The following is an 18,357-nucleotide window of genomic DNA, read 5'->3' on the forward strand; positions in this document are numbered from 1 at the left end:
GTAGTTAAATCAGATGGCGGGACTTGTCCCGCCGTTTCGCTCTTTAGAAAGGCAGTAAAAAATGCAAAGTCAAAAAATCCGAATTCGTTTAAAAGCTTTTGATTATCGTTTGATTGATCAATCTGCTCAAGAAATCGTAGAAACAGCAAAACGTACTGGTGCTGTTGTTAAAGGCCCAGTTCCATTGCCAACGCGTATTGAGCGTTTCGATATTTTACGTTCACCACACGTGAATAAAACATCACGCGATCAATTTGAAATCCGTACACACCAACGTTTAATGGATATTGTTGACCCAACTGATAAAACAGTTGATGCATTGATGAAGTTAGATTTGCCGGCTGGTGTTGATGTAGAGATTAAGCTTTAATAAGCTGGTTTTAGATTTAAAGTTGTAATGTAAACGAGAGTTCGGTATAATCCGCGCTCTTTCAGAGAAGTCGGTCAATTGTAATCGGCTTTTTAACTAAATATAAGGAATCGATCATGAGCTTAGGGCTTATTGGTCGCAAGGTAGGCATGACCCGCCTGTTTACTGAGGATGGCGCAAGCGTCCCAGTTACAGTATTGGAAGTTGTACCTAACCGTGTGACACAGATTAAGACGATTGCTACTGATGGCTACACAGGCCTTCAAGTTGCATTCGGCGAACGTCGCGCTAGCCGTATCAACAAAGCTTTGACTGGGCACTATGCTAAGTCAGGCTCTGCTGCAGGTGCTGGTATCCAAGAATTTTCAGTTTCTGATGATGTGTTGGCAAACTACACTGCTGGCGCAACAATCTCAGTTGATATTTTCCAAGAAGGTCAAATGGTCGATGTGACTGGCACTTCTCTTGGTAAAGGTTTTGCTGGCGCGATTAAGCGTCACCACTTCTCATCAAACCGTGCATCTCACGGTAACTCAAGATCACACAATGTTCCAGGCTCAATCGGTATGGCGCAAGATCCAGGTCGAGTATTCCCTGGTAAGCGCATGCCTGGTCATTTAGGTGCTGTTCAAGTAACGACACAAAACCTTCAAGTGGTTCGTGTTGATGTTGAACGTAATCTATTGTTGATTAAAGGTGCTATTCCAGGCTCTAAGGGTGGCGATGTAGTTGTACGTCCTGCTGTTAAAGCCAAGTCTTCTAATAAGGCGGCCAAATAATGGAAATCAAATTAATCGACAAAAGCGGTAAGGTTACAAAGTCAGCTGTTGAGCTTTCAGATGTAACGTTTGCTCGTGAATTTAATGAGGCTTTGGTGCATCAAGTTGTTGTTGCATACCAAGCTAATGCCCGTACTGCGACTCGTGCTCAATTGGGTCGTGGTAACGTAAGTCACACTACACACAAACCATGGAACCAAAAAGGTACTGGTCGTGCACGTTCAGGTATGAGCTCAAGCCCTATCTGGCGTGGAGGTGGTCGTGCATTCCCTAATAGTCCTGATGAAAACTTCAGCCATAAAGTAAACCGTAAGGCTTACCGTGCTGGTATGTGTGCAATTCTTTCAGAACTTGTACGTCAAACACGTTTGTCAGTGATTGAAGAGTTTACTGTTGACACTCCAAAAACTAAAAACCTTGTTGAGAAAATCAAGGGTTTGGGTTTTGCTGAAGGTGTTTTGTTGTTGGTGGATGGTTTTGATGAAAACTTATATCTGTCAGCACGTAACATTCCTAACGTGTTAGTTGTTGAAGCTCAATACGTTGATCCTGTCAGCTTGGTTCGCTTCCCAAATGTGGTTGCTACTAAAGCTGCAGTGAAGAAGCTTGAGGAGATGCTAGCATGAGTGCGAATCTAAACTTAGTAAAAATCCAAGATCGTTTACTGCAAGTTATTTTGGCTCCGCAAATTACTGAAAAGGCAACTCGTATTGCTGATCAAAATCAGCAAATTGCTTTCAAAGTGCGTACAGATGCAACTAAACCAGAAATTATGGCTGCGGTTGAGCTTGTATTCAAAGTTGAAGTGCAATCCGTAACGGTAGTTAACGTTAAGGGTAAAGAGAAACGTGCTGGCCGCATTATGGGTCGCCGTAAAGACTGGAAGAAAGCTTATGTAAGCTTGAAACCAGGCCAAGAAATTAATTTTGCAGCGGGCGAATAGGAGAAATCATGGCACTGATTAAAGTCAAGCCAACTTCACCAGGTCGGCGCGCCGTAGTAAAGGTGGTAACACCTGATCTATATAAGGGCAAGCCTTATGCGCCGCTGCTGGAGAAGCAAAGCAAAAATGCGGGTCGTAATAATAACGGCCACATTACAATCCGTCACCAAGGTGGCGGTCATAAGCAACATTACCGTTTGGTAGATTTCCGTCGCAATAAAGACGGCATTCCAGCAAAGGTTGAGCATATTGAATACGATCCAAATCGTAGCGCACACATTGCGTTGTTATGTTATGCCGACGGGGAGCGTCGTTATATCATCGCTCCGCGCGGTGTAGCTGCTGGCGCACAGTTGATTAGTGGTTCAGATGCACCTATTAAAGTAGGTAACGCATTGCCATTACGCAATATCCCAGTAGGTAGCACGATTCATTGTATTGAATTGCAACCTGGTAAAGGTGCGCAGTTGGCTCGTTCAGCAGGTACTTCAGTGCAGCTTTTAGCTCGTGAAGGCAGCTACGCTCAATTGCGTTTACGTTCAGGTGAAGTTCGTCGTGTACACGTTGATTGCAAAGCAACGCTTGGTGAAGTGGGTAATGAAGAACATTCATTGCGCTCTATCGGTAAAGCTGGTGCGATGCGCTGGCGCGGTGTGCGTCCTACAGTCCGCGGTGTTGTAATGAACCCAGTTGATCACCCGCACGGTGGTGGTGAGGGTAAAACAGCTGCTGGTATGAATCCAGTGAGCCCATGGGGTACTCCAACCAAGGGTTATCGTACTCGTAGCAACAAGCGCACTGACAATATGCGTGTTTCACGCCGTCCTGCGAATAAGAGGTAATCAATATGGCACGTTCAATTAAAAAAGGTCCATTTATCGATGGTCACTTGGCTAAAAAAGTAGAAAAAGCTGCTGAAACGCGCGATCGTAAACCAATTAAAACTTGGTCACGTCGTTCTACAATTTTGCCTGACTTCATTGGTTTAACTATTGCGGTTCATAATGGCAAGCAACACGTACCTGTGTTGATTTCTGAAAACATGGTTGGCCACAAGCTCGGCGAATTTGCGTTAACACGCACTTTCAAAGGTCATGCAGCCGATAAGAAAGCTAAGAAGTAGGAGATGATGATGCAAGTATCTGCAGTATTAAAAGGTGTACATCTTTCTCCACAGAAAGCTCGCTTAGTAGCGGATTTGGTACGCGGTAAGAAAGTTGACCATGCACTTAACATTTTGCAATTCTCACCTAAAAAAGGTGCTGAAATTATCAAGAAAGTGCTTGAGTCAGCAATTGCTAATGCCGAACACAACAATGGTGCTGATATCGATGAGTTGAAGGTAACTTCAATCTACGTTGATAAAGGTATTGTGCTTAAGCGTATTCGTGCTCGTGCTAAAGGTCGCGCTGGTCGCATTACCAAACCAACTTGTCACATTAACGTGACAGTGGGTAACTAAAGGAATCGTTATGGGTCAGAAAATTCATCCAATTGGTTTCCGTCTGAGCGTCCAAAAGAACTGGACATCACGTTGGTATGCCAACAGCAAAAATTTCCCAGCAATGTTGAATAGCGACATTAAGGTACGCGAGTTCCTTAACAAAAAGCTAGCACACGCTGCTGTAAGCAAGATCGTGATTGAGCGTCCTGCAAAGAACGCAAAAATAACTATCTACAGTGCACGTCCAGGTATCGTGATTGGTAAGAAGGGTGAAGATATTGAAACTTTACGCTCTAGCATTCAGGGTTTGATGGGTGTACCTGTTCATTTGAATATTGAAGAAGTGCGTAAGCCAGAGATTGACGCTACTTTGATTGCACAGAGCATCGCTCAGCAATTAGAGAAACGTGTAATGTTCCGTCGTGCGATGAAGCGTGCGATGCAAAACGCGATGCGTTTAGGTGCTCAAGGTATCAAGATTATGAGTTCAGGCCGTTTGAACGGTATTGAAATTGCTCGTACTGAATGGTATCGCGAAGGCCGTGTGCCACTTCATACTTTACGTGCTGATATTGATTACGGTGTTGCAGAAGCATTAACAACATACGGAATCATCGGCATCAAAGTTTGGGTATTCAAAGGCGAAGTGTTTGACAACAAAGGTGAACAACCAGTTGTTGCGCCAGTCGCAGAACCAGAAAAGAAAGTAAGAAAGTCGGGGGCAAAAAATGCTACAGCCAGCTAGACAAAAATTCCGTAAGATGCAAAAAGGCCGTAATAAAGGTATTGCAACTACGGGTAATAAAGTAAGTTTTGGCGAATTCGGTTTGAAAGCAGTTGGTCGTGGTCGTCTTACTGCACGTCAAATTGAAGCAGCTCGTCGCGTGATGACACGTCATATTAAACGTGGTGGTCGCGTTTGGATTCGTATTTTTCCTGATCAGCCAATTTCTAAGAAGCCAGCTGAAGTTCGTATGGGTAATGGTAAAGGTAGTACTGAGTACTACGTTGCACAGATTCAGCCTGGAAAAATGCTTTATGAAATGGACGGTGTGAGTGAAGAGTTGGCGCGTGAAGCGTTCAAATTGGCAGCTGCGAAATTGCCAATTGAAACAACATTTGCTACACGTCATCTCGGGAGTTAATGATGAAAGCAACTGAATTAAGAGCGAAGTCTGTTGACGAGTTGAATGCTGAGTTAATCGAATTGCGTCGCGCACAGTTTTCTATGCGTATGCAATTGGCAACTCAACAACTCAACAAAGTTGATCAAATTCGTAAAGTTCGCAGAGATGTTGCACGTGTTCGCACAGTGCTTGCGGAAAAATCAAAGTCATCTGCTAAAGCAGCTTAAACGGAGTCATTATGAGTAACGATTTAGCAACAAATAAAGTCGTCCGTACATTAAGCGGTCGAGTAGTAAGTGACAAGATGGATAAAACAGTCACTGTTTTAGTTGAGCGTAAAGTGAAGCATCCATTGATCGGTAAAGTTATTCGCCGTTCAAATAAGTTTCACGCGCATGACGAAACAAATGAATGTAAAGAAGGTGATTTGGTTGTGATTGAAGAAACACGCCCACTTTCAAAAACAAAAACTTGGAAAGTTAGTAAAGTAGTTACTAAATCTACAGGTGTATAAATAATATTGCATCCGTCACGGATGCAATATATAATGTTGGACTTTTCGGCACTCATGGCTTCGGCCTAAGCTAGTGCCCCAATACTGACCGTAGTGCTGTCGGCCGTGGATGACAAGCGGCTGGTGTTGGTTTTAACGGATTAAGTTGGAGATTATTCTCATGATTCAAATGCAATCTCGGCTAGATGTTGCCGACAATACTGGTGCACGTTCTGTAATGTGTATCAAAGTGTTGGGCGGATCAAAGCGTCGTTACGCAAGTATTGGCGATGTTATCAAGGTCAGCATTAAAGATGCTGCACCACGTGGTCGCGTCAAGAAAGGCGAAGTTTATAGTGCTGTTGTTGTTCGTACAGCTAAAGGTGTTCGTCGTGCAGATGGCTCTTTAGTTAAGTTCGATAGCAACGCTGCTGTTTTGCTAAATAACAAGCTAGAGCCAATTGGCACTCGTATCTTTGGACCGGTTACACGTGAGTTACGTGGTGAGCGTTTCATGAAGATCGTTTCTTTAGCACCAGAAGTTTTGTAAGGATCTGCTAAATGAATAAAATTCGTAAAGGTGACGAAGTTATCCTGAATACAGGTAAGGATAAAGGTAAACGTGGCACAGTATTGAGTATTCTTGATACTGGTCATGTTGTAGTTGAAGGCGCAAACATGGTGAAGAAACATGCTAAGCCAAACCCAATGAAGGGTGTGGCTGGCGGTATCATCAATAAAGAGATGCCAATTGATATCTCTAATGTTGCTTTGTTTAATCCTGCCACCCAAAAGGGTGAACGTGTTGGCTTCAAAACGTTAGATGATGGACGCAAAGTGCGTGTATTCAAATCTAGCGGTGAAGTTGTTGACGCGTAAGCGCGAGAGGCATAAGAAAACAAATGGCTCGTTTAAAAGATTTCTATAAAGATACAGTGGTTAAGTCTTTGACCGAACAGTTCGGTTATAAGTCTCCAATGCAAGTGCCGCGAATCGAAAAAATCACACTCAATATGGGTGTTGGTGAAGCTGTTGCTGATAAAAAGGTAATGGAAAATGCGGTGGGTGATATGGAGAAAATCGCTGGTCAAAAACCAATTGTAACGAAAGCAAAGAAATCAGTTGCTGCGTTTAAAATTCGTGATGATTATCCTGTTGGTTGTAAGGTAACGTTGCGTCGTGAACGTATGTATGAGTTCTTGGATCGCTTAGTAACTGTTGCAATCCCTCGTATTCGTGACTTCCGTGGTATTTCTGCTAAATCATTTGATGGTCGTGGCAACTACAACATGGGCGTTAAAGAACAGATTATTTTCCCTGAAATTGAATACGACAAAATTGATGCGTTGCGTGGTATGAACATCACCATTACAACGACAGCAAAAACAGATGAAGAAGCGCGTGCACTTTTAACTGCATTCAGCTTCCCGTTTAGAAACTGAGGATCTCATGGCTAAGACATGTATGATTGAGCGCGAACAAAAACGTCGCGAAACGGTTGAAAAATACGCTGCTAAGCGTACTGAAATTATGGCGGTGCTTAACGACGTTAATGCAACTCCAGAAGATCGCCGTGCAGCACGTTTGAAGTTGCAAAGTTTGCCACGTAATGCAAGTCCAGTAAGACTGCGTAACCGCTGTGCTTTAACTGGTCGCCCACGTGGTGTGTTTAGTAAATTTGGCATTGCGCGTAGTAAATTGCGCGAGTTAATGATGCGTGGCGAAGTGCCAGGCGTCACTAAAGCTAGCTGGTAACGGAGGAATTTAACGATGAGTATGAGTGATCCGATTGCCGATATGCTAACCCGCATTCGTAATGCGCAAAGCACTAACAAGCCAACAGTATCTATGCCTTCATCTAAACTGAAGTGCGCTATTGCTAGCGTATTAAAAGATGAAGGTTACATTGATGAGTTTGGTGTGCAAACAGTTGATGGCAAACCAACATTAAACATTGGCCTTAAGTATTATGCTGGTCAACCAGTTATCGAGAAGATTGACCGCGTAAGCCGTCCTGGTCTTCGTGTATATCGTGGTAGTCAAGATATTCCTAAGGTAATGAACGGCCTAGGCGTGACCATCGTGTCTACGTCCAAGGGTGTAATGACTGATCGTAAAGCATCAGCTGCCGGTATCGGTGGTGAAGTGCTATGCGTAGTAGCTTAAGGAGCAAAAATGTCTCGTGTAGCTAAAAACCCGGTCGCTATCCCAGCTAAAGTTGAGGTAGTTTTGAACCCAGATAGTATTAATGTGAGTGGTCCGTTAGGTAAACTAACTCACCCACTTACAGGTGCAGTAACGTTAACGCGTGAAGGTGAAACAATCACTTTTGCTGCTGCTAACGATAGTCAGCATTCTCGTGCAATGTCAGGTACATTGCGTGCGTTAGTTGCAAATATGGTGAAAGGTGTATCCGAAGGATTCACACGTAAGTTATCTTTAGTTGGCGTTGGTTATAAAGCGCAGGCTCAAGGTGCTATGTTGAATTTGGAACTAGGTTACTCACATCCTATCAATCACAAAATGCCAGCTGGTGTTACTGTTGAAACTCCAACCCTTACAGAAGTTATTCTTAAGGGTGTTGATAAACAAGTAGTTGGTCAGGTTGCTGCTCAGATTCGTGGTTACAGAGCGCCAGAGCCTTATAAAGGCAAAGGTGTTCGTTACTCTGATGAAGTAGTGATTATTAAAGAAACCAAGAAGAAGTAAGGTTTAAACCATGAACAATGTAAATTCACGTTTGCGTCGCGCACGTAAAACCCGTGCCAAAATCGCCGAATTGAAAGTAACCCGTCTTTGTGTACACCGTAGTAACGGTCACATTTACGCTCAAATTATTGCTGAAACTGGCGATAAGGTATTAGCGAGTGCTTCTACGCTAGAAGCTGAGGTTCGCAAGAGTTTGGCAAATGGCGGCAATGTTGCTGCGGCAGCATTAATTGGTAAACGTATCGCTGAAAAGGCGAAAAAAGCTGGTGTTACTACAGTTGCGTTCGATCGTTCTGGTTATAAATACCATGGTCGTATTAAAGCGTTGGCAGAAGCTGCCCGCGAAAACGGCTTGTCCTTCTAATAGACGGGGTTGATGATGGCAAAAGAAATGGAACAACAGCAAACCGATGGTTTGCGTGAAAAAATGATCACAGTCAACCGCGTGACCAAAGTGGTCAAAGGCGGTCGTATTATGAGTTTTGCTGCACTTACTGTTGTAGGTGATGGCGATGGTGCTGTAGGTATGGGTAAAGGTAAAGCACGTGAGGTACCAGTTGCTGTTCAAAAGGCAATGGATGAAGCACGTCGCGGAATGGTTAAAGTGAGCTTGAATAACGGTACATTGCATCATGCAGTTACTGGTGTTCACGGCGCAGCTAAAGTATTCATTCAGCCTGCATCTGAAGGTACTGGAATTATTGCTGGTGGTGCAATGCGTGCTATCTTCGAAGTAATGGGTATTACTAATGTGTTAGCTAAATGCATTGGTTCTACAAATCCTTACAACGTTGTACGTGCTACCCTTAATGGTTTGCAGTCAATGAATACACCTTCTGAAATTGCTGCTAAACGCGGCAAATCAGTAGAAGAAATTAGAGGGTAACATGGCTAAGACAAATAAAGAGACGATTGGCACGGTTAAAGTTACTTTAGTAAAAAGTACTATTGGTCGTATTGCTTCTCACAAAGCATGCGTGGCTGGTTTAGGTCTACGTCGTATGCACCACACTGTAGAAGTGATTGATACTCCTGCTAACCGTGGAATGATTAATACCGTTAACTATCTTTTAAAGGTAGAAGCATAATGAAATTAAATTCTATAAGTCCTGCAGAAGGCAGTAAAAAAGTTAAACGTCGTGTAGGTCGCGGTATTGGCTCAGGTTTTGGTAAAACAGCTGGTCGTGGTCACAAAGGTCAAAAATCACGTACAGGTGGTTTCCACAAGGTTGGTTTCGAAGGCGGCCAGATGCCTTTACAACGCCGTTTACCTAAACGTGGTTTTAGATCATTAACCAAAAACGACACAGCACGTGTAAGAACAAGCGAGTTGTTGTTGATTGATGCTCCAGTAATCGACATTTTGACTTTAAAAGCTGCGAATATTGTTCCAGGCACTGTTAAATCTGTAAAAGTTTATTTGTCAGGTGACTTGACACGTGCAGTATCTGTTCAAGGTTTATTGCTATCTAAAGGTGCTCGCGCTGCTCTTGAAGCTGCTGGCGGCAAGATCGTAGAGTAATCAGTTGGCAAACGATAGTATTTTAAGTGCTGTAAGCAAGACTGGCGAACTAAAAAGTCGCTTGCTATTTGTTCTTGGTGCACTGGTTATTTATCGTTTGGGCGCACATATACCAGTCCCTGGTATTAATGCAGATGTTTTAGCTAAGTTATTTGAATCGCAAAGTGGTGGTATTTTGGGAATGTTTAATATGTTCTCTGGTGGCGCACTTTCAAGATTTACGGTGTTTGCACTTGGTATCATGCCCTACATCTCTGCTTCAATCATTATGCAGCTTTTGACGGTTGTTTCACCTCAAATGGAACAACTTAAAAAAGAGGGTGAAGCGGGTAGAAGACAAATTACTAAGTACACACGCTACGGAACGGTTCTTTTAGCAACATTCCAGGCCCTAGGTATTGCTATTGCACTTGAATCACAGGCGAACCTAGTAGTTGATCCTGGATTATTATTTAGACTGACTGCAGTTGTAACTTTGGTCAGTGGCACTATGTTTTTGATGTGGTTGGGAGAGCAGATTACTGAGCGTGGTATTGGTAATGGTATTTCAATCATTATATTTGCGGGTATTGTTGCAGGACTCCCTCATGCGGTTTTTAGTACGCTAGAGCTTGCAAGTAGTGGTGCTTTTAATCCTGTATTTGTGATCTTTCTTTTTGCTGCGACTATATTAGTCACTGCATTTGTTGTTTTTGTTGAACGCGGCCAAAGAAAAATTACCGTTAATTATGCAAAAAGACAAGTTGGTCGCCAAGTAATGGGCGGTCAAACAAGTCATTTGCCTTTGAAGCTAAATATGGCTGGTGTAATTCCCCCTATTTTTGCATCAAGTATTATTTTGTTTCCAGCTACAATGGCGGGTTGGTTTGGAAGTAACGAAAATTTTTCATGGCTCAAAGATATAGGTACTAAATTGTCCCCAGGACAACCTTTGTACATTTTATTCTTTGTCAGTGCGATTATGTTTTTCTGCTTTTTCTATACTGCTTTAGTGTTTAATCCTAAGGAAACTGCAGATAACTTAAAGAAAAACGGTGCTTTCGTACCTGGGATACGTCCTGGTGAGCAAACAGCCAAGTATATTGATCGCATCATGGGTCGTTTAACTTTAATAGGCGCTATTTACATTACCCTGGTATGTTTACTGCCTGAGTTTTTGATTTTGAAATTTAATGTGCCGTTTTATTTTGGTGGTACATCACTTTTAATTATTGTTGTGGTGACTATGGACTTCATGACGCAAGTGCAAGCGCATTTGATGTCGCACCAGTATGAAGGTTTGCTTAAGAAAGCGAATTTTAAGAATGGTGCGGCTAGTTCACGCTAGTTTAATAAGAGAGCGAGTTCATTAGAGCATGGCAAAAGAAGACAGAATTGAGATGCAAGGAGAGATTTTAGAGAATCTCCCGAATGCAACATTTAGAGTTAAGTTAGAAAACGGACATATCGTTTTGGGTTATATCTCTGGAAAAATGCGTATGCACTATATTCGCATCTTGCCAGGTGACAAAGTCACAGTAGAAATGACCCCGTATGATCTTTCGCGAGCACGGATTATTTTCCGGGCTAAATAGTATTAGCAATAATTATTTGGATTTTGTGAGGCAAACATGAGAGTTCGTGCATCAGTAAAGGCTTTATGCCGTCATTGTAAAGTTGTTCGTCGTCGTGGTGTTGTGCGTGTTATTTGCACTGATCCTAGACATAAACAACGCCAAGGTTAATTGGTGGTTGTAGAGTAGTAGAGAATCATCCTCTGCTAATTGTTATAAATTAGCTTAGGTGTTAAAATTTAGGGCTTTTTTGGCGAAATTGAAAATTCAACGCCATAATTTTGGAGTAGATACATGGCTCGGATAGCAGGGGTAAACATCCCAAATCATAAGCACACTGAAATCGCATTAACTTCGATTTACGGTGTAGGACGCAATACTGCAAAACAAATTTGTGCTGCAGCTGGCGTATTAACGACTGCAAAAGTTAAGGATCTTAACGATGCGGAAGTTGAAAAGTTGCGTGACGAAGTTGCAAAGCTTCAAGTTGAAGGTGACTTACGTCGTGAAGTTTCAATGAATATTAAGCGATTAATGGACTTAGGTTGCTATCGTGGTGTTCGTCACCGCCGTGGTTTACCTGTTCGTGGTCAGCGCACTAAGACAAATGCGCGAACACGTAAGGGTCCTGTGAAGCCTATTAAGCAATCCAAGTAAGGAATAAGTAGACATGGCTAAAGCTAACGTACGTGTACGCAAAAAAGTTAAAAAGAACATTGCCGAGGGTATCGCCCACGTTCATGCTTCATTTAACAACACTATTATTACGATCACAGATCGCCAAGGAAATGCGCTCTCATGGGCAACTTCTGGTGGTGCTGGTTTTAAAGGTTCTCGTAAGAGTACGCCATTTGCTGCGCAGGTTGCAGCAGAGGCAGCTGGAAAAGCTGCACAAGAATGTGGTGTTAAAAACCTTGAGGTTCGTATCAAGGGACCTGGTCCAGGCCGTGAATCAGCAGTTCGTGCGTTGAACGCTGTTGGTTTTAAAATTACTAGCATTTCAGATGTGACGCCAGTTCCACACAACGGATGCCGTCCACCTAAAAAGCGCCGTATTTAATACGCCGCAATTAAGCAGCAAGATTTAATAGGAGAAATACCTTGGCTAGAAATCTCGATCCTAAGTGCCGTCAGTGTCGTCGTGAAGGCGAAAAACTTTTCCTTAAAGGCGAAAAGTGTTTTACAGACAAATGCGCTATCGAAAAACGTAATTTTCCACCTGGTCAACATGGTCAGCGTCGTAATCAGCGCTTATCTGATTATGGTGTCCAGTTGCGTGAAAAACAAAAGTTACGTCGTATATATGGCGTGTTAGAGAAGCAATTCCGTAAGTATTATGCTGAAGCTGACCGTCTTAAAGGTATTACAGGTGAAAACTTGTTACAACTCTTGGAATGTCGTTTAGATAACGTAACATATCGTATGGGTATCGGTGCTTCACGCACTGAAGCGCGTCAAATTGTTCGCCATAATAGTATTTTGGTTAATGGTAAGCGCGTCAACATTCCTTCATACCAAGTTAAGCCAGGTGATACTGTGCAGGTTGCTCCAGCATCAATTAATCAATTGCGTATCAAAGGCGCTTTGGCTGCTGCAGAGCTACGCGGTTTTCCACAATGGATTGAAGTTGATGTTAAAGCGCTTAAGGGTACATTTAAGGCTAAGCCACAACGTGATGAGTTGCCAGCAACAATAAATGAGTCACTCGTTGTTGAGCTTTACTCTAAGTAATTTAATTTAGGACCGTAAGGAAAGTTTATGCAAAACAGTCCGACTGAATATTTGAAGCCACGTGTAGTGGATGTTGAGGTTATTTCACCATTGCGTGCACGTGTTACTTTAGAGCCTATGGAACGTGGTTTTGGTTATACACTTGGTAATGCTCTCCGCCGTGTATTGCTTTCATCAATTCCAGGCTTCGCAATTACAGAAGTGAAAATTGATGGTGTTGTTCACGAGTATTCAACCATTGATGGCGTTCAAGAAGATGTCGTTGATATCTTGTTGAACCTTAAAGGTGTTGCACTAAAGCTTAATAATAAAAGTGAAACAGTTTTAACATTAAGTAAATCATCAGAAGGCGTAGTTACAGCTGGTGATTTCGAAACTGGTCATGATGCTGAAATCTTTAATCCAAATCATGTAATTGCTCACCTGACTAAAGGTGGTAAATTAAATTTAGAAGTTAAAGTTGAAATGGGTCGTGGTTATCAACCAGTTCCAGTTCGTCAGAAAACTGATGAAGATCGTGTACTTGGTTTTATTATGGTTGATGCTTCATTTAGCCCAATCAACAAAGTTAGCTATTTCGTAGAAAGCGCTCGTGTTGAACAGCGAACTGACTTGGACAAACTTATCATGGACGTTGAAACAAACGGTGTGATGGAACCTGAACAAGCGATTCGTGACGCAGCACGTATTTTGATTGGCCAGTTATCTGTATTTGCCGATCTTGAGGGTGCTCCAACGGAAGTTGAAGTTAAACAGGTGCCACAAGTTGATCCTATCTTGTTGCGCCCGGTAGATGATTTAGAGTTAACGGTTCGTTCTGCGAACTGCTTAAAGGCTGAAAATATTTACTATATTGGTGATTTGATCCAACGCGGTGAAAATGAGTTATTGAAGGCGCCTAATTTGGGCCGTAAATCACTTAATGAGATTAAGGATGTATTAGCATCTAAAGGTCTCACGTTAGGTATGAAATTAGAGAACTGGCCGCCAGTTGGCCTGGAAAAAGTATAATAGTAAAGGTGTGAGGATATCACTATGCGTCATCGCAACAGTAATCGTAAATTAAATCGTACCAGCAGCCATCGTCAGGCAATGTTGCGTAATATGGCAACTTCATTGTTGCGTCATGAGATCATTAAAACTACATTGCCAAAAGCTAAAGAGCTGCGTCGTATCGCAGAGCCTTTAATTACCTTGGGTAAGGATGCTACTTTAGCAAATCGTCGTTTAGCGTTTAGTCGTCTTCGTGACAGAGACATTGTTGGTAAGTTGTTTAATGAACTTGGCCCTCGCTACTCTACACGTCCAGGTGGTTACCTTCGTATATTGAAGTGCGGTTTCCGTAATGGTGACAATGCGCCTATGGCGTTGGTTGAATTAGTAGATCGTCCTGATACATCAGCAGAAGCTGTTGTTGCTGACTAAATCTTATTGATTTTTTTAAAAAAGCCGGTTAATTGCCGGCTTTTTTATTGCCTATCAATAAATGATTTCAACATTACTTTAGTAAATGGCCAATTAAGCTCTTGTCGTGATTCTATGCATTTAAAAACAGGAATTGTTATGCCGTATTTTTCTAGCAAGATTTCATTTTCAGCGATATCAATATATTCGTAACCGATTCCATGAGCCTGGCTGGCATCAATGATCATTGTTTCTGCAAGTTCGCACAAATGACACGCGCTTGTACCATATAAAATATATTGAATTTTTATCTCTGAGTTGAGTTGATTCATAGTTTTTAAAAACATACCTAAAACTTATGATATAACATCATTAGTCCTTATTGCGGTGAATGCTAAGGCATTTCTCAAGCATAATTATTTCTCTGCGGGTAAACGAAATGGCAGAAGTTCCAGAACTTAAAGAAAGCTTACAGGAAAGTCTTCAGCAAGTGATCCACTTGTTAGATAAGCATAAGCTTATTGAAGATCTTGTTCATAAGCAAGAACTAGACATGCCCAAGCGCTCACTTGTTGAATCCATTGTTCACAAGCAAAACATCACACTACTTCAGAAAAAGCTTGATCTACTTCACCCTGCTGACGTTGCATATATTCTTGAAGCATTGCCTTTAGCACAACGCTTAGACGTATGGGAACTTGTAAAAGCTGAGAGAGATGGTGAAATCCTTCTGGAAGTTTCAGATGCGGTTCGTCAAACACTGATCGCAGACATGGACAGTGATGAGCTTCTTGCCGCTGCTGAACAACTTGATACCGATGAACTTGCAGACTTAGCACCTGATTTACCGACCGATGTACTACATGAACTTTTAGATAGTCTAGACTACCAAAATCGTGAGCGACTACAGTCAGCGCTTGCCTATCCTGACGACGCAGTAGGTGCGTTGATGGACTTTGATATTGTCACTATTCGTGAGGATATTACGTTAGAGGTTGCATTACGCTATCTTCGCCGTATCGGCACTTTACCGGATCACACAGATAAATTATTCGTTGTAGATAGGCATGATATCCTTCGGGGGGTATTGCCATTAAAGCGATTGGTTGTAAATGACCTGGACCTTGGTGTTGCGGAAATTATGGCAGACGATCCAGTGGTTTTTCATCCAGAGGACTTAGCTGATGATGCTTCTAAGGCTTTCGAACGTTATGACTTAGTAACCGCCCCTGTTGTTGACCATAATAACAAGCTCGTTGGTCGTTTAACGGTTGATACTGTCATGGATTACATTCGTGAGGAAGCTGAGAGTGATATGCTTTCCATGGCGGGTTTGCGCGAAGAAGAAGACTTGTTTTCTTCTGTATGGAAGTCAGTTCAAAACCGTTGGACATGGCTGGCAGTTAATCTTGTTACTGCATTAGTAGCGTCACGGGTCATTGGTTTATTCGAGGGCTCTATTGAGAAAACTGTTGCTTTGGCAGCCCTTATGCCTATTGTGGCTGGTATTGGGGGTAACTCGGGCAATCAAACGACGACAATGATTGTTCGAGGCTTAGCCCTTGGCCAAATTGCATCACACAATATGCATTCTCTTCTTAAAAAAGAGTTAGGTGTTAGTCTGCTTAACGGACTCATCTGGGGAAGTGTGCTTGGTGTCATTGCTTACGCACTCTATCAAAATATCACGCTGAGTATTGTAATGACGGCTGCAATGACCCTGAATTTACTACTCGCTGCCGTGATGGGCGTGATGATCCCATTAGTCATGACTAAATCCGGGCGTGACCCGGCAGTCGGGTCAAGCGTATTAATTACTGCGGTGACAGATAGTGGTGGTTTCTTTATTTTCCTTGGTTTAGCGGCGATATTTTTACGATGAATACAGAGATGCAATTGATATGGCGTGAATTGATTGATGATTTGCCTAAAGCCATTATGCTTTGGCAGTTTGTTGTGATTGGAGCTGGTGTCGCGTCTGCATGGCTGCTAAGCGGCTTGCTGCGTGCATATGTGATGTCCCATGCCCCTGAGGGCTGGAAGGTGGGTATTGGAGGTTTTAATCGCGTGTTATTCCCGTTGTCTTCGCTTGTGTTCATCTATATAGGTAAATATATATTGGTGCAATGGCAACACGTTAGCTTATTGATATTGAGCATTAATTTGTTATGGGCGATGGCGGCTATTCGATTGTCTGTCTATGGTATGCGCTACATCTTTACCGAAGGTGGCTGGATGCGCACAATGGAACATGTTATCTCCAAGGCGATTTGGGTTGTGCTAGCGCTACACTTAAGTGGTTTTTGGTCTCCCATCCTGAGCTTTTTAGAGGAGATCAGTTTTAGTGTCGGCAAGACCCACCTTAACGTTTTGATGCTCATTCAAGGCGTTCTTACGATATTAATTACATTGTTTGTTTCGCTTTCATTGAGCCGCATGATTGAAAATAAAATGATGCGTGCGGACAAGATTGATATCAATGTACGCGTTGTACTCTCGAAACTCATTCGTATTGCATTTGCGGTAATTGCGGTATTGCTTGCACTATCAACCGTGGGGATTGATATCACCTTATTATCAGTATTTGGTGGTGCGTTAGGCGTAGGTCTTGGTTTTGGTCTTCAGAAGATTGCGAGTAACTATTTAAGCGGCTTTATCATCTTGCTTGATGACTCTATGCACATTGGGGATGTTGTCACGGTAGATCTGCATTACGGCGTGGTTAGTGAGCTTCGCTTCCGTTACATGGTGCTCCGTAAGCTTGATGGCACGGAAGTTGTGATTCCTCATGAAACCTTAATGACGACCGCTGTGATTAACCATACGCATACCGAGCGTAAAGCGCGTATTGCTATGCCAATTCAAGTGAGCTATGAAGGTGATTTAGAGTTCGCTATGGCACTGATGAAGGGTTCAGCAAATGCGCATCCTAGAGTTTTGGAAACGCCATTGCCAGATGTCCACATCAAAGGCTTTGGTGAAAGCGGTATTGATCTGAGCCTCGTTTTTTGGATCCCCGATCCAGAGGAAGGCTCTTCAGCCTTGCAATCAGAGATCTACTTGGATGTTTGGCGGCAGTTTAAAAAGCATGGCGTTGTTGTACCATATCCGCAAAGAGAGGTTCGTATGCTTTCGACTCCAGAAGCGCAAGCGGTTGTGAGAGCTGAGTCTATTGTTGAAGAGGCAAAGCCATCAATCAGAAACTGGGATGATGTGATATAGATAGCATAAATCAAAAAGTTACAGCCAATAAAAAACCCGCTAATAGCGGGTTTTTTATTGGGCATATAACTCGAAGATACTTCGAATTATTTTAATTTTGTTTCTTTGTAAATCACATGCTTGCGAACTACTGGATCAAATTTCTTGATTTCCATTTTTTCTGGCATGGTACGTTTGTTTTTAGTAGTGGTATAGAAATGACCTGTACCAGCACTTGATTCTAATTTGATTTTTTCACGCATGATGAGTCCTTAAATCTTCTCGCCAGCAGCACGCATATCAGCTAAAACAGCATCAATGCCATTTTTGTCGATAGTACGAAGTGCAGCGTTAGTAATACGCATACTGATCCAACGATTTTCGCTCTCAACCCAGAACTTGCGATTTTGCAAGTTAGGTAAAAAACGACGCTTTGTTTTGTTATTTGCATGAGAAACATTATTTCCCACCATCGGCTTTTTGCCGGTTACTTGACATACGCGCGCCATACTACTCTCCTGATACTGCATACCAAAATTCGAAAGACCGCATTTATACCATGAAAACGCGTTTATTTTCAAGTTAATTCGAATATTTTTGCATATGCTAAAAGTTTAATTAATGTTTACCGGTGCTACCAAAGCCGCCTTCGCCACGTTCGCTAGCGTTAAACTCATCTACAACTGTAAAGCTTGCCTGCACAACCGGCACAATCACTAATTGAGCCATGCGCTCCATTGGATTCATGACAAAAGCTTCTTGGCTGCGATTCCAGCAAGAAACAAATAGTTGGCCTTGATAGTCTGAATCAATCAATCCAACTAAATTGCCTAGGACGATGCCATGTTTATGGCCCAAGCCTGAACGGGGAAGAATCATCGCTGCATAAGCGGGATTCTCAAGGTTAATCGCCATGCCAGTTGGAATCAGTTTTGTTTCACCTGGTTGGATGGTGATGGCTTCGTTAATGCATGCGCGTAAATCCAAGCCTGCTGAGCCAGTTGTGGCATAGGCAGGCATGTTTTCATTTAAGCGAGGATCTAAAATTTTAAGTTCGACTTGTAAACGCATTTGAGTGACT

At 42.5% G+C, this 18,357-nt stretch carries 35 protein-coding genes; 31 read left to right on the forward strand and 4 right to left on the reverse strand.

Features of this window, described 5'->3' with window-relative positions; translation table 11 throughout:
* Window positions 1–61 precede the first annotated feature (61 nt).
* The 29 genes from rpsJ to rplQ all read left to right on the forward strand — a co-directional run bounded on the left by rpsJ (window position 62) and on the right by rplQ (window position 14,096).
* Window positions 62–370 (forward strand): 30S ribosomal protein S10, encoded by a 309-nt coding sequence (gene rpsJ, locus BN1209_RS01195; protein WP_045750588.1) that lies wholly within the window; start codon window positions 62–64, stop codon window positions 368–370.
* 116 nt (window positions 371–486) lie between these two features.
* Complete coding sequence (gene rplC, locus BN1209_RS01200; protein ID WP_045750589.1) at window positions 487–1,149, forward strand: 50S ribosomal protein L3; 663 nt, start codon at window positions 487–489, stop codon at window positions 1,147–1,149.
* Complete coding sequence (gene rplD / locus BN1209_RS01205) at window positions 1,149–1,775, forward strand: 50S ribosomal protein L4 (protein WP_045750590.1); 627 nt, start codon at window positions 1,149–1,151, stop codon at window positions 1,773–1,775. The genes rplC and rplD overlap by 1 nt, the downstream gene beginning before the upstream one ends.
* Complete coding sequence (rplW, locus tag BN1209_RS01210; protein ID WP_045750591.1) at window positions 1,772–2,092, forward strand: 50S ribosomal protein L23; 321 nt, start codon at window positions 1,772–1,774, stop codon at window positions 2,090–2,092. Before rplD ends, rplW begins: the two co-directional genes overlap by 4 nt.
* A gap of 8 nt (window positions 2,093–2,100) precedes the next feature.
* The gene (gene rplB, locus BN1209_RS01215) at window positions 2,101–2,934 is read left to right on the forward strand and encodes a 50S ribosomal protein L2 (protein ID WP_045750592.1); all 834 of its coding nucleotides are present in this window, start codon (window positions 2,101–2,103) and stop codon (window positions 2,932–2,934) included.
* 5 nt (window positions 2,935–2,939) lie between these two features.
* Complete coding sequence (rpsS, locus tag BN1209_RS01220) at window positions 2,940–3,215, forward strand: 30S ribosomal protein S19 (RefSeq protein ID WP_045750593.1); 276 nt, start codon at window positions 2,940–2,942, stop codon at window positions 3,213–3,215.
* 9 nt (window positions 3,216–3,224) lie between these two features.
* Complete coding sequence (rplV, locus tag BN1209_RS01225; protein ID WP_045751882.1) at window positions 3,225–3,554, forward strand: 50S ribosomal protein L22; 330 nt, start codon at window positions 3,225–3,227, stop codon at window positions 3,552–3,554.
* A gap of 10 nt (window positions 3,555–3,564) precedes the next feature.
* Window positions 3,565–4,281: a 30S ribosomal protein S3 gene (gene rpsC / locus BN1209_RS01230; protein ID WP_045750594.1), complete on the forward strand. Its 717-nt coding sequence runs from the start codon at window positions 3,565–3,567 to the stop codon at window positions 4,279–4,281.
* A complete protein-coding gene (gene rplP, locus BN1209_RS01235; protein ID WP_045750595.1) occupies window positions 4,265–4,681 on the forward strand; it encodes a 50S ribosomal protein L16 in 417 nt (138 codons plus the stop codon). Before rpsC ends, rplP begins: the two co-directional genes overlap by 17 nt.
* 2 nt (window positions 4,682–4,683) lie before the next feature.
* On the forward strand, window positions 4,684–4,890 hold the full coding sequence (gene rpmC / locus BN1209_RS01240) for a 50S ribosomal protein L29 (protein ID WP_045750596.1): 207 nt from the start codon (window positions 4,684–4,686) through the stop codon (window positions 4,888–4,890).
* Between the two features lie 11 nt (window positions 4,891–4,901).
* Window positions 4,902–5,177 carry a 30S ribosomal protein S17 gene (rpsQ, locus tag BN1209_RS01245; RefSeq protein ID WP_045750597.1) on the forward strand — a complete coding sequence of 92 codons (276 nt, stop codon included), beginning with the start codon at window positions 4,902–4,904 and terminating at the stop codon, window positions 5,175–5,177.
* Between the two features lie 160 nt (window positions 5,178–5,337).
* Window positions 5,338–5,706: a 50S ribosomal protein L14 gene (gene rplN, locus BN1209_RS01250; RefSeq protein ID WP_045751883.1), complete on the forward strand. Its 369-nt coding sequence runs from the start codon at window positions 5,338–5,340 to the stop codon at window positions 5,704–5,706.
* Between the two features lie 11 nt (window positions 5,707–5,717).
* The gene (gene rplX / locus BN1209_RS01255) at window positions 5,718–6,035 is read left to right on the forward strand and encodes a 50S ribosomal protein L24 (protein WP_045750598.1); all 318 of its coding nucleotides are present in this window, start codon (window positions 5,718–5,720) and stop codon (window positions 6,033–6,035) included.
* A 23-nt stretch (window positions 6,036–6,058) separates the two neighbouring features.
* Window positions 6,059–6,598: a 50S ribosomal protein L5 gene (rplE, locus tag BN1209_RS01260; protein ID WP_045750599.1), complete on the forward strand. Its 540-nt coding sequence runs from the start codon at window positions 6,059–6,061 to the stop codon at window positions 6,596–6,598.
* A 7-nt stretch (window positions 6,599–6,605) separates the two neighbouring features.
* Window positions 6,606–6,911 carry a 30S ribosomal protein S14 gene (gene rpsN / locus BN1209_RS01265; RefSeq protein WP_045750600.1) on the forward strand — a complete coding sequence of 102 codons (306 nt, stop codon included), beginning with the start codon at window positions 6,606–6,608 and terminating at the stop codon, window positions 6,909–6,911.
* Window positions 6,912–6,926: 15 nt separating this feature from the next.
* Window positions 6,927–7,322 carry a 30S ribosomal protein S8 gene (gene rpsH / locus BN1209_RS01270; protein WP_045750601.1) on the forward strand — a complete coding sequence of 132 codons (396 nt, stop codon included), beginning with the start codon at window positions 6,927–6,929 and terminating at the stop codon, window positions 7,320–7,322.
* Between the two features lie 9 nt (window positions 7,323–7,331).
* Window positions 7,332–7,865 (forward strand): 50S ribosomal protein L6, encoded by a 534-nt coding sequence (gene rplF / locus BN1209_RS01275; RefSeq protein WP_045750602.1) that lies wholly within the window; start codon window positions 7,332–7,334, stop codon window positions 7,863–7,865.
* 10 nt (window positions 7,866–7,875) lie between these two features.
* Window positions 7,876–8,229 carry a 50S ribosomal protein L18 gene (rplR, locus tag BN1209_RS01280; protein ID WP_045750603.1) on the forward strand — a complete coding sequence of 118 codons (354 nt, stop codon included), beginning with the start codon at window positions 7,876–7,878 and terminating at the stop codon, window positions 8,227–8,229.
* Between the two features lie 15 nt (window positions 8,230–8,244).
* Window positions 8,245–8,751 (forward strand): 30S ribosomal protein S5, encoded by a 507-nt coding sequence (gene rpsE, locus BN1209_RS01285; protein ID WP_045751884.1) that lies wholly within the window; start codon window positions 8,245–8,247, stop codon window positions 8,749–8,751.
* Window position 8,752: 1 nt separating this feature from the next.
* Window positions 8,753–8,953 carry a 50S ribosomal protein L30 gene (gene rpmD, locus BN1209_RS01290; RefSeq protein ID WP_045750604.1) on the forward strand — a complete coding sequence of 67 codons (201 nt, stop codon included), beginning with the start codon at window positions 8,753–8,755 and terminating at the stop codon, window positions 8,951–8,953.
* Window positions 8,953–9,387: a 50S ribosomal protein L15 gene (gene rplO / locus BN1209_RS01295; protein ID WP_045750605.1), complete on the forward strand. Its 435-nt coding sequence runs from the start codon at window positions 8,953–8,955 to the stop codon at window positions 9,385–9,387. Before rpmD ends, rplO begins: the two co-directional genes overlap by 1 nt.
* A 4-nt stretch (window positions 9,388–9,391) precedes the next feature.
* Entirely contained in the window at window positions 9,392–10,714 is a 1,323-nt protein-coding gene (gene secY / locus BN1209_RS01300; protein ID WP_045750606.1) for a preprotein translocase subunit SecY, read from the forward strand.
* 28 nt (window positions 10,715–10,742) lie between these two features.
* Window positions 10,743–10,961 carry a translation initiation factor IF-1 gene (infA, locus tag BN1209_RS01305; protein ID WP_045750607.1) on the forward strand — a complete coding sequence of 73 codons (219 nt, stop codon included), beginning with the start codon at window positions 10,743–10,745 and terminating at the stop codon, window positions 10,959–10,961.
* 36 nt (window positions 10,962–10,997) lie between these two features.
* Complete coding sequence (gene rpmJ / locus BN1209_RS08955; protein WP_082048359.1) at window positions 10,998–11,111, forward strand: 50S ribosomal protein L36; 114 nt, start codon at window positions 10,998–11,000, stop codon at window positions 11,109–11,111.
* 123 nt (window positions 11,112–11,234) lie between these two features.
* The gene (rpsM, locus tag BN1209_RS01310) at window positions 11,235–11,597 is read left to right on the forward strand and encodes a 30S ribosomal protein S13 (RefSeq protein WP_045750608.1); all 363 of its coding nucleotides are present in this window, start codon (window positions 11,235–11,237) and stop codon (window positions 11,595–11,597) included.
* Window positions 11,598–11,610: 13 nt separating this feature from the next.
* Window positions 11,611–12,000, forward strand: a complete 390-nt coding sequence (gene rpsK, locus BN1209_RS01315; protein ID WP_011478671.1) for a 30S ribosomal protein S11 — start codon at window positions 11,611–11,613, stop codon at window positions 11,998–12,000.
* Between the two features lie 41 nt (window positions 12,001–12,041).
* Window positions 12,042–12,671: a 30S ribosomal protein S4 gene (gene rpsD, locus BN1209_RS01320; protein ID WP_045750609.1), complete on the forward strand. Its 630-nt coding sequence runs from the start codon at window positions 12,042–12,044 to the stop codon at window positions 12,669–12,671.
* Window positions 12,672–12,698: 27 nt separating this feature from the next.
* Window positions 12,699–13,682: a DNA-directed RNA polymerase subunit alpha gene (locus tag BN1209_RS01325; protein WP_045750610.1), complete on the forward strand. Its 984-nt coding sequence runs from the start codon at window positions 12,699–12,701 to the stop codon at window positions 13,680–13,682.
* 24 nt (window positions 13,683–13,706) lie between these two features.
* On the forward strand, window positions 13,707–14,096 hold the full coding sequence (gene rplQ, locus BN1209_RS01330) for a 50S ribosomal protein L17 (protein ID WP_045750611.1): 390 nt from the start codon (window positions 13,707–13,709) through the stop codon (window positions 14,094–14,096).
* 44 nt (window positions 14,097–14,140) lie between these two features.
* Here rplQ and BN1209_RS01335 read toward each other — a convergent pair whose 3' ends face one another.
* The gene (locus BN1209_RS01335; RefSeq protein WP_045750612.1) at window positions 14,141–14,422 is read right to left on the reverse strand and encodes a glutaredoxin family protein; all 282 of its coding nucleotides are present in this window, start codon (window positions 14,420–14,422) and stop codon (window positions 14,141–14,143) included.
* Window positions 14,423–14,514: 92 nt separating this feature from the next.
* Between BN1209_RS01335 and mgtE the strand changes: the two genes are divergently transcribed.
* Entirely contained in the window at window positions 14,515–15,957 is a 1,443-nt protein-coding gene (gene mgtE, locus BN1209_RS01340) for a magnesium transporter (protein WP_045750613.1), read from the forward strand.
* A gap of 8 nt (window positions 15,958–15,965) precedes the next feature.
* Window positions 15,966–17,297, forward strand: coding sequence for a mechanosensitive ion channel family protein (locus BN1209_RS01345; protein WP_231855139.1), 1,332 nt, complete (start codon window positions 15,966–15,968; stop codon window positions 17,295–17,297).
* Window positions 17,298–17,383: 86 nt separating this feature from the next.
* Here BN1209_RS01345 and rpmG read toward each other — a convergent pair whose 3' ends face one another.
* From rpmG to dut, 3 genes are all read right to left on the reverse strand, one after another.
* Complete coding sequence (rpmG, locus tag BN1209_RS01350) at window positions 17,384–17,539, reverse strand: 50S ribosomal protein L33 (protein WP_020166850.1); 156 nt, start codon at window positions 17,537–17,539, stop codon at window positions 17,384–17,386.
* A gap of 9 nt (window positions 17,540–17,548) precedes the next feature.
* Window positions 17,549–17,785, reverse strand: a complete 237-nt coding sequence (gene rpmB, locus BN1209_RS01355; protein ID WP_045750614.1) for a 50S ribosomal protein L28 — start codon at window positions 17,783–17,785, stop codon at window positions 17,549–17,551.
* Window positions 17,786–17,894: 109 nt separating this feature from the next.
* A complete protein-coding gene (gene dut / locus BN1209_RS01360; RefSeq protein ID WP_045750615.1) occupies window positions 17,895–18,347 on the reverse strand; it encodes a dUTP diphosphatase in 453 nt (150 codons plus the stop codon).
* Window positions 18,348–18,357 lie beyond the last annotated feature (10 nt).

This window comes from Candidatus Methylopumilus turicensis (assembly GCF_000953015.1).
Taxonomy (GTDB): Bacteria; Pseudomonadota; Gammaproteobacteria; order Burkholderiales; family Methylophilaceae; genus Methylopumilus_A; species Methylopumilus_A turicensis.